Here is a 15,810-nt window from a genome sequence, read left to right on the forward strand (position 1 = left end):
GGAACAAGCCCACATTTTTGAATAGCAGTTCGGTGACTATCGGTTTTCGATAGGAACGAATTCGCGAAGCGTAGCACCCGTATAAATCTGACGAGGACGACCAATAGGTTCTTTCGCCGCACGCATTTCTTTCCACTGAGCAATCCAGCCGGGCAGACGTCCGATGGCGAACATAACGGTAAACATGTTCGTTGGGATGCCTAAAGCACGATAGATGATACCTGAATAGAAATCTACGTTGGGGTATAACTTGCGAGCAACGAAGTATTCGTCGTTCAAAGCAGCTTCTTCCAGTCCTTTTGCGATTTCCAGAACGGGATCATTCACGCCCAGTTTCGCCAGTACTTCGTCGGCTGCTTTCTTAATGATTTTCGCCCGGGGATCGAAGTTTTTGTACACACGATGACCAAAACCGAACAAACGGAAGCCCGTTGTTTTCGCGTTTTTAGCCATATCAATGTATTTGCTAACGTCTCCGCCGTCGGCTTTGATCGCTTCGAGCATTTCGATTACTTCCTGGTTAGCACCGCCGTGCAGAGGTCCCCAGAGAGCACTAATACCCGCCGAAATCGAAGAGTACAGGTTGGCCTGAGAAGAGCCGACCAGACGTACCGTCGAAGTCGAACAGTTTTGTTCGTGATCGGCGTGGAGGATCAACAGCGTGTTCAGGGCTGAAGCAACCACGGGATCTACTTCGTATTTCTCAACGGGCAGCGAGAACATCATGTGTAAAAAGTTTGAACAGTAGTCCAAATCATTTTTAGGATAGTTCATCGGGTGGCCCATCGCCCGTTTATAGCTCCAGCTGGCAATTGTAGGCAACTTCGCCAGTAAGCGAATGATATGACGGTCAGAATTGTCTTTTCCTTCGTACGAGTCTGGATAGAAGGCACTCAGGGAGCTTACCAGCGAGGAAAGCGTCGCCATGGGGTGCGAATTCACGGGGAATCCTTCAAAGATCGTACGTACGCCTTCGTTTACGATCGTGTGGCGACGAATCGCTCCTTCGAATTCAGCGTATTGCTCAGTAGTGGGAAGCTCTCCATAAATAAGCAAATAAGCGACTTCAAGGAAAGTCGCTTTCGCTGCTAAATCTTCGATACTATAGCCACGGTAGTTCAGAATACCCTTCTCACCATCCAGAAAAGTGATTGCACTTTTCGTAGCACCAGTGTTTTTGTACCCAGAATCAATCGTGATGTATCCCGATTCATCGCGAAGTTTGTTAATATCGAGGGCTTTTTCAGCCTCCGTCCCTACTACGATGGGAAGTTGATACTTTTTACCTTCAACGGACAGTTCTGCAAAATCAGACATAAAGCAAAAATTTATTTGGCAATGGCCATGCTAAGGAGAGGCATCGTTTTGATGACAGCGAAAATACACAAAAACCCTTCACACGGCACAAAAATAAATTTGAATGACGTAAAAAAGCGGCCTCCATTCCGCAAAAAAACTTGCTAATTTGCTATATAATTTTGTACAAATCCCTTATTCTATTGACTATCAATGATTTCAGCGAATTATAATTTTACCGTCACCGATCGCTTTTTACGTTATGTTCAGGTCAATACGCAATCCGATCCGCATTCAAAAACCTCTCCTTCTACTGAAAAACAGAAAGATTTAAGCCGAATACTCGTTCAGGAGCTTCTGGAAATGGGTATTACGGATGCTGAACTGGATGCATTCGGGTACGTCTATGCGACGTTACCAGCTACCTCCGGCAAAACGAATATTCCGGTGATCTGCTTCTGTTCGCACGTGGATACCTCGCCCGACTGCTCCGGGGCCGGTGTCAAACCCCTGGTTCACAAAAATTACGATGGCTCCGATGTGATTCTGCCCGATGACCCCACACAGGTGATTCGCCAGAAAGATCACCCCGACCTGGCCGCTCAGATTGGGAATGATTTGATTACTGCCTCTGGAACTACTTTGTTGGGAGCTGATAACAAAGCCGGTGTGGCTGAAATTATGGATGCGGTTCATTACCTCATTACGCATCCCGAAATTGAACACGGCGTTATTAAGATCCTCTTCACGCCTGATGAAGAAGTAGGACGTGGTACAGAACACGTAAATCTGGCGAAACTCGGTGCTCACTTCGGCTATACCATTGACGGCGAAACGCTGGGTTCGCTGGAAGATGAGACCTTCTCTGCCGACGCCGTTCACCTTCGCATTCAGGGAGTTAGTCAGCACCCCGGTTTTGCCAAAGGACGCATGGAAAGTGCCATCAAGATTGCCGGAGACATTCTGGCTGCTTTACCTAAAGATCGCCTTTCGCCCGAAACGACGGAAGCGATGGAAGGCTTTGTTCATCCGACTTTCATGAATGGAACGGTTGAAGAAGCCGAACTGGAATTCATCATCCGTGATTTTTCGGAAGCAGGCCTGCACGAAAAGGAAGCCTTTCTGAAAGAGATTACCAATCAGGTATTAACGCATTATCCAAATTCCAGCATTGACTTCAAGGTTATGGAGCAGTACCGGAACATGAAAGAGGTACTCGATCAGCATCCACAAGTAGCTCAATATGCTTTGGAAGCTATTGAACGCAGCGGTATTGTGGCGAAGCAAATGAGCATTCGCGGGGGTACCGACGGTTCCCGACTTTCCTTCATGGGCTTGCCTTGCCCCAATATTTTTGCAGGCGAGCACGCTTTTCACTCCCGTCAGGAATGGGTAACACGTCAGGACATGGAAAAAGCCGTGGAAGTCATCGTAAATCTGGCTCAAATCTGGGCCGAAAAGTCATAATTATTCGTTTGAGCTGGGTAATTCGGAAGTTCTGGTTACTTTCACACCTCACCGAAGGCAAGGGTTAACCTTACTTCCGAATGTTAGCTCCAAACGTACTGAAATGGCTTTATGGCACGACCTTCTTACGGTTAACGATCCATTTACCACCATTTCTATTGAACAACAAACAGCCCCAAACGTAACTAGAGCCTTTTCTGGTCATCCTTCTGCCCATTCAAGCCGTTCTCAGTCCCATTCATGAACACTATGAAGAAAGTAACCCTCTTATTCCCCGCCTTACTTCTATTGGCGTCCTGTGAGTCCAAACAATCGGAACAGTCCTCTGCCAAAGGTTCGGACGCCCCCGCCTATGAAATCAAAGGCGATTCCGTTCAGAGTCAGTTATGCGTACGTCCCGACTCTTTGTGTGCGAAAGCCAGCTTCACGTATCCTGTTTTTGAAGGAAACAAAGCTCTGACCGACAGCATTATTCGGGCCAGTGTTGCGGCCTCGGGTTACCTGGACGGAGAGAGCAGTACAGAAGAAATGAAGAAAGCCAGCCCGAATACCGTCGTAAAGGACTTTGTGGCAGGCTTCGATGACTTTATTACCGATCAGCGAAAACGTTTTCCGAATGAACCCATTTTAGGTGGAGCCTGGGCGAGTGAAGTAAAAACCGAGGTAATCCGACAAACGCCTCAGTTGACTGTCGTTTCGATTTTCAGCTACAATTACTCTGGCGGTGCTCATCCCGTTACGTTCACGCAATACGCTAACTTCACTACGAACGGACACCGGATTAATCTTTCCGAATTATTTAAGCCAGGTTACGAGAAGACTCTTTCGACCGTAGCCGAGAAAATTTTCCGTAAACAGGAAGGATTAAAAGACGGGGATGCCTACGGAGATCGTTACTTTTTTACGGGGAATGCCTTTGCTTTAAATGACAATTTCAGCATCCAGAAAGAGGGCTTATTATTCCGCTATAATGCGATGGAAATCAAGTCATATGCTGAAGGTCCAACGGAAATTATGATTCCTTACGCAGAGCTGAAAAGCATTATTAAAAGCGATGGATTATTGAGTAATCCAGTGCAATAATTGGATACCATTACCTTTATAAAAAACGGCGAATGATTTCAGGTTCATTCGCCGTTTTCTTTGATAAGCATTCGAGCAGTCATTAGATTTTCGTCAGGCGAACCCTCCAGCCAATGGATAGTTAAGCCATCCCGTTCCATTTTTCGGAAGAAGGTCATCTGCCGTTTAGCGTACTGATGAATGGCTACGTTCAATCGTTCAAAGAGTAACGCATACGTCCATTTTCCTTCCAGATATTCAGTTATGAACTTGTATTCCAGACCATAATACATCAGTCGGTTCGCAGGTATGCCCCGATTCAGTAAAGCCTCTACTTCTTCAATCATTCCGTTTTCTAATCGTTCCCGTAAACGTTTGGTAATACGATCCCGACGGATTTCAACGGGTGGATTTAAGCCCATTACCAGAGGATTTAACGTTAGTTCAGGGCGAGCTTCCAACGCATTATTTTGCAGGTATTCCGCAATTTCAATGGCTCGTATCGTCCGTTTCCGCGTAGAAAGATCTGCGACCGCATGAAACGCGGAATGCAGAAGAGAAAAGCGACTTTGTAATTCTTCATCCGTCAGGGTATCCAATTCCGTTCTTAGCTTAAAGTCATTCGGAATGGTTGTATACTGATGGTTTTTAAGCACCGCTTCCAGGTATAAACCCGTCCCTCCACACAACACGGGTCTTTTTTGACGATCCTTGATTTCAATAAACTTTTCTCGAAAATCTCGTTGAAATTCCGCTAGATTATAAGCGGTACCGGCGTCAACCAGGTCAATTAAATGGTAGGGTATATTTTCATATTCGGACAGATCTTTCCCTGTCCCAATCGTCATATCCCGGTATACCTGCCGGGAATCGACGCTTATAATCTCTCCATTAAATTCTTTCGCTAACTGCACCGCCAGACGGGTTTTGCCCGAAGCCGTCGGCCCAAGAATAACGAAGGGCTGAAGCGTTTGTAACTCGCTCATATTAACTTAAAAACTTGATGTACTTGTAATTACCGGAATTATACACTTCCCTGAATTCTCCCGAAAAATCCTTTTTGAGTCGATGTGGGTAATGCCGAATATTCGTTTTTAAATCCAGACAGAACTCCTGTGGCAGTGTTGTTCCTACACGCTTAAAACCGAGCCGTTCATAACTTTTACCAGTTGACCAATCCCGGTCAGCGTAGGTCATTAAATCCTGCACGGGATGTTCAAGCAAAAAGGCTTTGATCAATTTATCCAGTCCGCCCACAACTGTATGATTCAGCACATTAGAAAACCGAATTAATTCTCCTGAATAGTAGTTTTCTCCCCGGCCAGGCATGAAACGTACAGGGCCGAAGCCAGCCACGGCCACACAGTCATTAACGATGGTTGGGTCATTTAAAAAAAGCTGGTTTTGTGGCTTATTTTTTAAAAATAAGCCGTAGCGATAGGGACATTTAGCCGAATCCTGTAAATGGTTCTTTTTCAAAAACTCTTTAAAAAAATCAGATTCAATCGGTGTTACAAACGTCAGCCGCCCCGGAATTCGGGCTGATTTTCCAAGCAAAGACTTCAGCCGACTTTTCACAATGGAAGGTTGATTCTCCCATACATCCTGCCATAATTGAATCACTTGCCAACCCCGTCTTTCGTAAAAGTCTAATTCTTGTAAAAGTACAATTTTATCCGTTTCTACTTTGAGAGCTATAGCCAATTGACGGGCTTCATTTTCATACTGGCCTTCACCCGCTTTTACCCAGTCCTCTCCCTCCATTTCCTGCCAGAGGAATTGTTCAAACGTCTCGCGAAATATCGTGTTCTGTAATGAAGTCATTTGGTAAAACAAAAGGGCGGAGCCATGCCCCACCCTTTCTTTTCTCTAGGGGTAATCTTATCTTCCAATCAGAATTTTATTGGTCACTTCCTGGTCGATGGTAATGTAACCCGGATAGTTTACCCGAGCTCCCCCTAAAGAAAGCGTAGGCTTGATCTTGATGGTTAACTTACTAGCCTTGGCTGATTTGTTACCCGCCAGATTCTGTACAAACTGAATGAACGAATCCCGCGTTTTGGCATCAGAAAGCAATTGATAGGCGTTTGTCGACACTCGGATGGGAACCTGCGTTTTAGAGCCCGGAGCGACCGAAATACGCTCATTAATGAACCCAGTGGCAATCTCCTGCCCCGTTAGCAGCACTTTATACTCCAATTGATTGATTCCGGCGGCCCTACCCGTTGGATTCTGGATATTCAGGTTTACCCGGGCATCTAAAGGCACATTTTGACGCAGCAATGCCGCTCCTAACTGTGGAAATTTCAACGGATTAAGGGCTTCGAAGTTCTTGAACTCCCGAATGTCTACACCAGCTAGATAAATGCTATCTGCGGAGGTTACATCGTAGCGACAATCGCCCAGAGCTTTCGCTTCCGCAATTTGTTTGTTTACACCGCAACGGCTCAGCGTACCTGCTGCCAGCAGAAGCGAACCCCATAAGATTATTTTTTTCATGGATTTGGGAAATGCCTTTTTATGCAACAAAAATATTCTAAAAAACTGAGCCCATATCTATACTAAAACTATTGACTATTCTAAAATGGACAATAATTAATGCATTCAATAATTACATAACATTTCTATTGACAAATTATTTGTATTCAATAATATTTATCTAGTTAATAATTATTAACTACGGCCTTTTACTCCATATATAGCTACCGCAAAAATCTTTTCTATTCACTTTCCATACCTTATTACATTCTACTGATCTGATAGATATCAGAGACACTTTATTATGTAACGCCAACAATTATTCATTATCCAACCCACCCATATACGAATAAAAAAGTCACCAGTTTATTCGTAATGGGTTTTAACCCCTCTCGATTCATTCTTTTATTCCCCTTAGACACTAGCTACTTCCGTTTAAGAAGTAAAATGATAGAAGCATTATTTCCTACTCTCTTCTGTCATTCTGGACGGAGGGCTTTACTAGCGTATTGGGTAACGGCTAAATTGATCAATCCTTCTTTGATTTCGTCCCATTCCCACGGAAGGTCTCTCCCCTCATTCGAAATGAGAGGTAGGAATATTAAGCATATTCTGCTGAGAGAAATAAAGGATCGTCTTCCGGTTTTTAATTAGTGAAGACTTCAAAAGTCATGATTCGCATCAGGGCCGACGATTGTAGTTTTACACAATCTCTTCGCATAACCAGACTGCTCAGGGCAATGGGCAGTCAATTTTCTAGTACAACCTAAAATATAATATTTTATAAGTTAATTAGCTTATAATTTTATAGTATTAGACAAACAGCTTATATTTGAATATTATTAGATAAATAGCTTATAAAATGAAAGTATTTGCTGTACTCACAGGCGACATTGTGGATTCTACGAAGCTAGTGATTCCAGAAAGGAAAGTCCTGATGAAGAATCTTGACTATCTCTTTACACGTCTGGAAGCGAAGAACGAATTACAATTGAAGATTCCATTTGAAGTATTCAGAGGAGATAGTTTTCAAGGGTTACTGGATACGCCAGCCGAGGCTTTACGAGTAGCCCTGCTTATTCGCTCCTACCTGAAAAGCGATTTTTATTCTGGACAGAATCTGGATGCCCGAATTGGCATTGGAATCGGTACAGTAGCCTATAAATCGCCTAAATTGTCTGAGTCAGATGGCGAGGCCTTTCATTACTCAGGGCGTCTTTTAGATGGGATGAAGAAGCATCCTAATCGTATAGAAATTCAGTCTTCCTGGCCCGCCCTGGATGCAGAAATCAATACGGGACTCGTATTACTCGAAACCATTACCAGTAAGTGGACCGCAGCCCAGGCTGATATTATGTATTTAAAGCTATTGGGTCACACCGAAGTGAACATTTCTGCAACGCTGGGTATAACGCAGTCGGCAGTGAACCAGCGGTCGAATGCCGCTTCCTGGAATGCCGTTGATTTGTTCGTCAAAAGATTTTATACAGTTGTTTTGCAGTGCATTAATTCAAAATAAATTGAATACAACATTTATTATACATCAATTACTGTATAATAAACATATTGACTACAATAAAATATGTACACCACCTCTCAACTACTCATTATGCTAAAACTATTGATTGCTCATATTCTGGGAGACTTCTTCCTACAGAGCCATGCATGGGTAAAAGATAAAGAACAACGTAGTTATAAATCACCTTATCTGTATGCTCATGCGGGTTTACATTTTTTATTGACCTGGCTATTTTTGAATAGCTGGAATCAGTGGATCGTTGCTTTAGTCATAGCCATTTTGCATTTGTGCATTGACATCTGGAAGCTGGAGGCCGACCGACGTTCGCAGGCCAAAGTTCGGAACTTTCTACTCGATCAGGTAGCTCATGTCGTCGTACTCATTTTGGCTTGGCTTTATCTCATCGATCGGAATCTGACCTATCTATGGAGTAACTTACTTTCCGATGTAGATAGCTTGATCGTAATGGTAACTTTTTTACTGGGGACCTTCCCCGTTTCTATTCTTATCAACATGGCTACTCGGCGATGGCAGGATCAACTCAACCTGCATAGTACCGGTGGCCTGGATCGAGCGGGTATGTGGATTGGGCTTGTGGAACGCATCATCATCATTGTTCTGATTTTTGCCAATCACTATGATGCCATCGGCTTTTTGATTGCAGCGAAATCGCTACTACGATTCAGTGAGGAAAAACAGGCTACCCCCAAATCAGAGTACGTGTTAATCGGTACCCTATTAAGTTATGGGGCAGCAATTGCCTTGGCGGCAGCCGCTGAGGTTTTGATAGAGCGTTTCTGACTGACCCTTTACCCATTCACACGATTCTCAGAGCATTCTGATTAGCTACCTGTAAAGGTAATTTTATAACTAAATGAATTTACTATATAATTATTCTAATCAAAATACTCTATAAGGCTAAGATGTTACGCATCTTTCCGCATTTTAGAAGGAAATTTCAGACGAAATCTTGATTTTGTACAATTTAAAACGGCAGTTTCCACTGCCGTTTTTCTGTTTCTAACGAAGCTTGGCAAGTGTATTTTGATGCTTATCCCTCAGCCTATTTGATCCTTGATAAAAGGTATACCCCATTTAACCATTCATGAATTCTGAAGAAACTTAATGATGGCTATTCCTTGGTTAGAAAGACTCCCAATCATGAACTATTTATTTAGTTAACAGATTAGTTAGAATCGTCTCAATCTTCTCGAAAAGCTTCACTTCCTCCTCTTAATACAGAAAAGTATAAATCCAGTAATTCTCTTTGAAGATTTTCTCTATCTATCAAATCAGATCTCTTAATTAAAAAAACAATTGCCCGATTGTTCCCTACGGCTCCTTCCCTAGATTCCTTATTTAGCTACCACTCAAGAGCTGATTCCTGACTAATGACTTCTGGTTAATTATTAATTTAAGTATTTAAGTATATCCTTATTATTCACTTTTTAAATCTTAGTATTTTACTTAAAGTAACCGTACCTATTGGTGTTTGAATAGATCCCATATATCCCTCTCAAATCTTAATGAAAGTTAAAAGTCTAACTTATTCCGAATATTTCGGAATAATCAACTATATTTCGGATGTAATCGGATTATCATTTATCTCACTTATACCTTGTCACTTATGAAAAACAGCAAAATCTTAATTCTCTCTGCTACTCTACTGTCATTATTAGGGGCGAGTAGCTGTAGTAAACGCTCTGAAGTTGTTCCTACTTCTCAAGAAAAAGTTATCAAAATCGGCAAAACCACCAGTCTTTCTTCGAAAGGGAACAGAATAAAAATTAATGGATTGGATAAAAATGTAGTTATCCTTGTCAATGACAAAGTTTGGTCTAAAGAAAAATTAGAAAAAGATTTAACTACTGATCAAATTAGTTCAGTTGAAGTTTTCAAAAAAACTCCTGATGATTTCATTCAGAAGAATTTTGGGGATAATCCCGAAATTCTCAGCAAAGCAAAAAATGGAGTTCTACATATTACAACTAAGGATCAAGTTAAAATCAAGTCCTCGGGTAAAACGCCAATCATTCTTGTCAATGGCAAAGAAGTAACCCAAGATCAAATGAATGCTATTGACCCTAATACCATTGAAAAAGTAAATGTTTTAAAGGGCGAACAAGCTTTAAGCCAATACGGTGAAAAAGCAAAAGATGGCGTTGTTGTGATTACTTTAAAAAAGTAGCCGATCAGTAAAACTTATCTTCATCCTCTGTTTTTTGAAATCGATACAGGTAAGGTGCTTTATGAGCCTTACCTGTATATTTTTTTTCAATACGTTCCAGAATTTCAAGACTCAGCATTTTTCGCTGAAAGTTGGTCCGCAGCAACGTTTTTCCTAAAATTGTTTCGTAAGCTTTTTGTAATTCAGCGATGGTAAATATTTCGGGTAATAAATTAAAAACCAGCCACTTTTGGTCTAACTGCAATCGCAAAGTTTCCAGAGCTTTTTTTACCATCAGGCTATGGTCCATCATGAGAGAAGGTAACTCGTTAATGTCAATCCAATCACAGGAATCAGAAATTTCATCTGTGGTGAGAACGACTTTTGAAAAATCAACCAAGGCATAAAAGCCAACGGAGATAAAACGTTTTTCTAACCACTCGGGAACGTCCCGTTTATTTGCTTCCGCCCACTCCCGTTGCATCTTTACCTCTCCCCTTTCCCGCTGACCAAACGTGTAAAATTGTTCGAGATATACTTCGGTCAATCCGGTTCTTTCCATTAATACCCGCTGAGCCGCCTCGTTCAAATCTTCATCCTGCCGGATAAATCCGCCCGGTAAAGCAAAAAAATCCGAGTTTTTAAAACGCAAAACCAGCACTTTTAACTGACTGGCATGAAAGCCAAAGATGACACAGTCGAGCGAAAGTTGAGGAATGTAAGGATTTTCTAAACTCATAACCTCTCTAATAAACGCCTTTTTATACAATTTTTTCAAGAATACGTCTAAAAGATTGGATAATGAAATTTCTAGACCGATTATTGTATCCTGATGATACAATAAGTGATTTTCATATTGATCTGAGAATAATTAGTATCAATAACCCGATGAAAACGCTCATTAAAATCCGATAAACCTAGTATAAAATTTCAACGAATCACGCACATGAAGCGAAAACGAACCTATCAGCGGATCGCCTTGTTAGGTCCATTGGCTATGGCCATTGGGTTAGCCTCATTTATTTCGAGGGATCAGGTCCCTCAGGAAAAACCGGATGAAAGTCGTTTCACTCCCGTAGTTGTGGCAGAGGACCTCGACGAACCCATGTCTTTTGAAGTATTGAAAGATGGCTCTGCGTATATCATAGAACGTAAGGGAGCTGTGAAGCGATACAACCCAGCAACGAAATCGGTAGATCTACTTGGCACACTCGAAGTGAATACCAAGTATACCAGTGCAGAAGGGAAAGTTTCAGAGGCTGAAGAAGGGCTGATGGGAATGACACTGGATCCCAACTTTACAAAAAATCACTGGATCTATTTGTTCTACGCCCACCCTACCGAACACAAGCATTTGCTTACTCGCTGGGTAGTCGAAGAGGATGGTTTGAAAGAGGGTTCAGAAAAAGTCATGCTGGAAATTCCAACGCAACGCGAAGTCTGCTGTCACACCGGTGGTGGCATGACTTGGGATAAAGCGGGTAACCTTTTTCTGACCGTGGGTAATAATACGGGAAATCAGAAAGCGGCCCAAACCGACGAGCGTCCGGGTCGGGCCAGTTGGGATGATCAGGGACATGCGGGTAACACGAATGACCTTCGCGGAAAAATCCTTCGCATTCATCCCGAGGCCAATGGAACTTATACCATTCCCGAAGGAAACTTATTCCCAAAAGGCACGGCTAAAACACGTCCCGAAATTTACTCGATGGGGCACCGAAATCCCTGGAGAATTTCTATCGACAGTAAAACGGGTTATATCTACTGGGGTGAAGTTGGTCCAGATGCAACGGAGGATTCAGAAATTGGACCTCGCGGCTATGACGAATTGAACCAGGCCCGCAAGCCAGGTAACTTCGGCTGGCCCTGGTTTGTAGGTGATAATCAGGCCTTTCCGGTTTACGATTATGCCGCTAACAAACCTCTTGAGAAAAAAGACCCCAATCATCCAGTCAATAACTCTCCCAATAATACGGGCTTAACCGAGTTACCTCCGGTTGCTCCAAACTTCATTTACTATCCTTACGGGGTTTCGGAAAAATTCCCACTGGTGGGAACGGGTTCCCGAAGTGCAACGGGTGGACAGGTATATCGGCAGGCTGATTTCAAAGGAGCCAAACGCCCCTGGCCCGCTTACTACGAAGGTAAATGGATCGTTACTGATTTTTCCCGTGGATGGATTATGGCCATTACCATGAATGAGGCTGGAGACTATCAATCCATGGAGCGGGTGCTGCCCAGTTACCCTCCTATCGAACCCATTGATATGAAGTTTGGACCCGACGGAGATTTATACGTACTGGAATACGGTAGCAACTGGTTCCGGAAAAGCGATAACTCCAAACTGGTTCGTATTGAATATAATAGCGGAAACCGCAAACCCATTGTTCAGGCTTCGGCTAGTAAAAAAGGGGGCACCGTTCCTTTGAAGTTAACACTCTCGGCGGATGGCACTAAAGATTATGACGGTGATGCTCTCAAGTATCAGTGGAAAGTAACGGCTCCGGGAAATACGCCTAAAGTTTTCAATACGGCCAATCCCGCCTTAACCCTTGATAAGGCCGGAGTTTATACGGCGTCATTAACCGTAACGGACTCCAAAGGAGCCGCCAACACGAAGTCGGTAAAAATTATTGCGGGTAATGAGCCCCCCGCAGTGAACATTGCACTGACCGGAAACAAAACATTCTTCTTCCCCAACAAAGCCATTGAATATACGGTGAATGTAGAGGATAAAGAAGATGGCAATTTGGCCAGCGGCAAAATTCCTGCCGACCGGGTGGCTTTGAGTATTGATTATACTTCGGAGGGTTTTGATTACGCAGAAGTAATTCAGGGACAACGGACTGTCGATGCGAACACGCAATACGCGGTAGCTCAGACTCTTATCAGTCAGAGTGACTGCAAAGTTTGCCATCAGATTAATAGTAAGTCGGTAGGTCCAAGCTTCACCGATATTGCAACCAAGTACAAAGGTAATGGTGGAGTCAAAGCTCAGTTGGTTCAGAAAATTCGGAACGGTGGCGTTGGCGTTTGGGGCGAAGTAGCCATGCCTGGCCACCCCGCCATGTCCGTTGCGGATGCCAATTTGCTGGTTGATTATATTCTGAACGTGACGACCAAGAAATTCAGTACCTTACCCATGCAGGGAAAAATCACACCTACCATTCCCGAAGGAGACAATGAAAAGGGCTCCGTTCTGGTTCGGGTAGCGTATACTGATCGGGGTAATAATCTGAATGCCAAGGCTATTCCCTCTCAAACGTCTGAACAACTCATCGTTTTGCGTAGTCCCGAAATGAATGCTTCTTCAGCCGATGCCGTGAAAGGTGCGGAATTGAAAGCGAGAGGTATGGGCAAAGGGATCAATGTTATTCCTTACGCAAACTCAGTAGTTACGTATAAGAACATTGACCTTACGGGCGTGAAGAAAATGGATCTGGGAATCACCGTTCAGGATCGGGAAGGTAATGTGGGCGGTACCGTCGAAATTCATACAGACTCTCCTTCGGGTCCACTCATTGGTGAAGCGAAACTGAAAAAAGACGCTCCCGTTGATATTGAAAAGTACATGGCGGAACTGGAGTCTGGCGATTCTACAAAAGTGGCAGCGGCGAAAAAACGGAATCCTTTTTATCGTCCACCTGTTCGGGTAAAACTGAAAGAGACCAACGGAATCAAGGATTTGTATTTGGTCTTCAAGAACGAGGAGGCCAAAGCAATCCAGCCGTTGATGACTTTTTCAAGTCTCCGATTTTTAGACTAGTCATCTGACCATCCCCTCAGCAAAAGCTCTGTCATGCGTGCATGGCAGAGCTTTTTGTTTGAGGAACATTTCGAGATGGTTCTACTTTTTTGTAAACAACCCAAAGAAGAAATCATGGAAATACTGAAAGCCATTACCGACTTTGCCCGAAAAGCCCACGAAGGCCAACGCCGAAAATTTGTTGATGAACCCTATCTAAACCATTTAGTTCGGGTTAGTGAAATTTGTAAAGAGGTTACATCCGAGTTACCCATCATCGCAGCCGCCCTTTTGCATGACCTGCTGGAAGATACGGAAGTTACCTCCGAAGAATTGTCTGCATTTTTGTCACAGCGGTTCAGCCCGGAGGGAACCCGCCAGACGTTAAAATGGGTACACGAACTAACGGATGTATATACGCACGCCGACTATCCCAAGTGGAATCGCGACAAACGAAAAACTAAAGAAGCCGAACGTTTAGGAAAAATAAGTGCGACGGCTCAGACTATTAAATATGCTGATATTCTGGACAATAGCCTGGATATTATGAAGTCAGGCTCAGGATTTGCTCCGAGGTATTTGATCGAAGCAAAGATGAATCTGGAAAAAATGAATCGGGGGAACAAAGAGCTCTATAAAAAAGCGAAAGAGGCAGTGTCAGAAGGTTTGCGAAAAGTTAGAGGTAGGTAATATGATTTGATTTTTCGTAACTCCCTCAAAAGAGCCCTTAAACTACTCTTTTCTTATCGCTTTGAAAAACGTTACTGAATGGCTTCTTGGGTTAAGTCAAACGCATCAGTATATCTTATACCTAAGTAATTAGTTTCATTCGTTTAGGAAAGAAAACCCGCAAATCGGGAATTTCCTTCCTAATAGATAATGAGTTAAGGTTGTATTTTTCCTTCGATTGAATCGTCCAGCGTTTTGCCTACCAAAGCTCCGGCGACGGTTTTAATAAAGGCAACGGCATTACCGTGTTTATTATCCCAATAATATCCTTCTGTCGGATCTACTCTAATAGCCGTAATGCGAGGATCGTCCTCACCTTCTGTAAACCAGGTTTTTAGGAGGGGTTCCCAGAGTTCTTTGATGGTAGCTTTGTCTTTTGAAATGGTAGCATTTCCATACAAACTTAAAAAGTCAGAATATGAAGACCCCTGAAATAACAACTGAACTTTGTGGTCAGTCTGAATCTCCGCATTTTTGTGACTGTCGTCCGCACTTAAAAACCAGAGGCTTCCATCTTCTTCTATCTTCTGCACAGACATGGGCCGAACGTGCAAAGGCTCGTTGGTTTGAATGTCCGTAATGAAGAAGCAGGTTTTATTTTTATCAACTAACTCCTTAATTTTCTCACTGGCTTCCGCTCCGATGAGGTTTTCTCTATTCTTTTCGGGTTGTTGCTGATTAATGCTGTCCATGATCTATTCTAGTTATACGTTTATTACTTCTATAAGTATAAAGATTGTTCCACCCTTACTAGAGTCTCAGATTTTAGGCATCACTGTCGCTTTCAACTATTGATCTTGAACTATCATTTATTGATAGATATTTACACTAATACTTACTCAAAAAGCCCTAATTAATAGCTTATCAAGTATCCATAAAATCCTTTTAAAATAGGAATCATATTAACTTTATAGTACTACAATAACTCCTATTTCTCGTTATTCTATATCCTTTTTATCTAACTATTTTTAAATACAATAATTATTCAAATCATATTATGAAGAGAGCTAATTTACTTTATGAGCTATAGGCTATCGCATTAGTTAATAACAATTATTACTTCTTAAAAACTGTATGAAATAAAATAAAGAGGCTGCCTTTTCCTCGGGTTAAGATGACTCTGATCTGTCATCCAGAGCAAAGCGAAGGAACTTATTGACTTTGCGAATGCATCTGGGGTATCATTTAACAAAATCAAGTTAGTCCGCGTTTTCAATTCCCGCCGTCACTTGGCTAGAGCCGAGCGACGGCGAGGAACTAACTTAATAACCCCAGATCCGTCCCACGGCTACCGAAGGTCTCTCCCTTCGTTCAAGATGACCGTAAGAGTTAACCACTGGTGCGAGA

13 protein-coding genes are annotated in these 15,810 nt (G+C 42.8%); 7 read left to right on the top strand and 6 right to left on the bottom strand.

Annotated features, from left to right (window positions below; all coding sequences use genetic code 11):
- Positions 1-36 precede the first annotated feature (36 nt).
- Positions 37-1,317: a citrate synthase gene (locus QE357_RS11365; protein ID WP_106634724.1), complete on the bottom strand. Its 1,281-nt coding sequence runs from the start codon at positions 1,315-1,317 to the stop codon at positions 37-39.
- A 192-nt stretch (positions 1,318-1,509) separates the two neighbouring features.
- On the opposite strand from QE357_RS11365, the gene pepT reads away from it, so the two are divergent.
- Entirely contained in the window at positions 1,510-2,763 is a 1,254-nt protein-coding gene (gene pepT / locus QE357_RS11370) for a peptidase T (RefSeq protein WP_309707499.1), read from the top strand.
- A 249-nt stretch (positions 2,764-3,012) separates the two neighbouring features.
- The gene (locus QE357_RS11375; protein WP_309707501.1) at positions 3,013-3,846 is read left to right on the top strand and encodes a DUF3298 domain-containing protein; all 834 of its coding nucleotides are present in this window, start codon (positions 3,013-3,015) and stop codon (positions 3,844-3,846) included.
- 44 nt (positions 3,847-3,890) lie between these two features.
- On the opposite strand, the gene miaA is transcribed toward QE357_RS11375, so the two are convergent.
- The 3 genes from miaA to QE357_RS11390 are packed head-to-tail and all read right to left on the bottom strand — an operon-like array spanning position 3,891 to position 6,324.
- Positions 3,891-4,811, bottom strand: a complete 921-nt coding sequence (miaA, locus tag QE357_RS11380; protein WP_309707503.1) for a tRNA (adenosine(37)-N6)-dimethylallyltransferase MiaA — start codon at positions 4,809-4,811, stop codon at positions 3,891-3,893.
- 1 nt (position 4,812) lies between these two features.
- Positions 4,813-5,649, bottom strand: coding sequence for a hypothetical protein (locus QE357_RS11385; protein WP_309707505.1), 837 nt, complete (start codon positions 5,647-5,649; stop codon positions 4,813-4,815).
- A 57-nt stretch (positions 5,650-5,706) separates the two neighbouring features.
- Positions 5,707-6,324, bottom strand: coding sequence for an LEA type 2 family protein (locus QE357_RS11390; RefSeq protein ID WP_106634719.1), 618 nt, complete (start codon positions 6,322-6,324; stop codon positions 5,707-5,709).
- An 841-nt stretch (positions 6,325-7,165) separates the two neighbouring features.
- Here QE357_RS11390 and QE357_RS11395 point away from each other — a divergent pair.
- From QE357_RS11395 to QE357_RS11405, 3 genes are all read left to right on the top strand, one after another.
- Positions 7,166-7,822 carry a SatD family protein gene (locus QE357_RS11395; protein WP_106634718.1) on the top strand — a complete coding sequence of 219 codons (657 nt, stop codon included), beginning with the start codon at positions 7,166-7,168 and terminating at the stop codon, positions 7,820-7,822.
- A gap of 90 nt (positions 7,823-7,912) precedes the next feature.
- Positions 7,913-8,623 (top strand): DUF3307 domain-containing protein, encoded by a 711-nt coding sequence (locus tag QE357_RS11400; protein WP_309707508.1) that lies wholly within the window; start codon positions 7,913-7,915, stop codon positions 8,621-8,623.
- 826 nt (positions 8,624-9,449) lie between these two features.
- Positions 9,450-10,010 carry a TonB-dependent receptor plug domain-containing protein gene (locus QE357_RS11405; RefSeq protein WP_309707510.1) on the top strand — a complete coding sequence of 187 codons (561 nt, stop codon included), beginning with the start codon at positions 9,450-9,452 and terminating at the stop codon, positions 10,008-10,010.
- Between the two features lie 4 nt (positions 10,011-10,014).
- Here the strand turns inward: QE357_RS11405 and QE357_RS11410 are convergent, their stop codons facing one another.
- Complete coding sequence (locus QE357_RS11410; protein WP_307143134.1) at positions 10,015-10,728, bottom strand: NrtR DNA-binding winged helix domain-containing protein; 714 nt, start codon at positions 10,726-10,728, stop codon at positions 10,015-10,017.
- 207 nt (positions 10,729-10,935) lie between these two features.
- Here QE357_RS11410 and QE357_RS11415 point away from each other — a divergent pair, with 207 nt between their 5' ends.
- On the top strand, positions 10,936-13,755 hold the full coding sequence (locus QE357_RS11415) for a PQQ-dependent sugar dehydrogenase (protein ID WP_309707512.1): 2,820 nt from the start codon (positions 10,936-10,938) through the stop codon (positions 13,753-13,755).
- A gap of 114 nt (positions 13,756-13,869) precedes the next feature.
- On the top strand, positions 13,870-14,424 hold the full coding sequence (locus QE357_RS11420) for an HD domain-containing protein (RefSeq protein ID WP_309707514.1): 555 nt from the start codon (positions 13,870-13,872) through the stop codon (positions 14,422-14,424).
- 194 nt (positions 14,425-14,618) lie between these two features.
- Here the strand turns inward: QE357_RS11420 and QE357_RS11425 are convergent, their stop codons facing one another.
- Positions 14,619-15,155, bottom strand: a complete 537-nt coding sequence (locus QE357_RS11425; RefSeq protein ID WP_309707516.1) for a pyridoxamine 5'-phosphate oxidase family protein — start codon at positions 15,153-15,155, stop codon at positions 14,619-14,621.
- Positions 15,156-15,810 lie beyond the last annotated feature (655 nt).

The sequence above is a fragment of the Siphonobacter sp. SORGH_AS_0500 genome (assembly GCF_031453245.1).
GTDB lineage: Bacteria > Bacteroidota > Bacteroidia > Cytophagales > Spirosomataceae > Siphonobacter.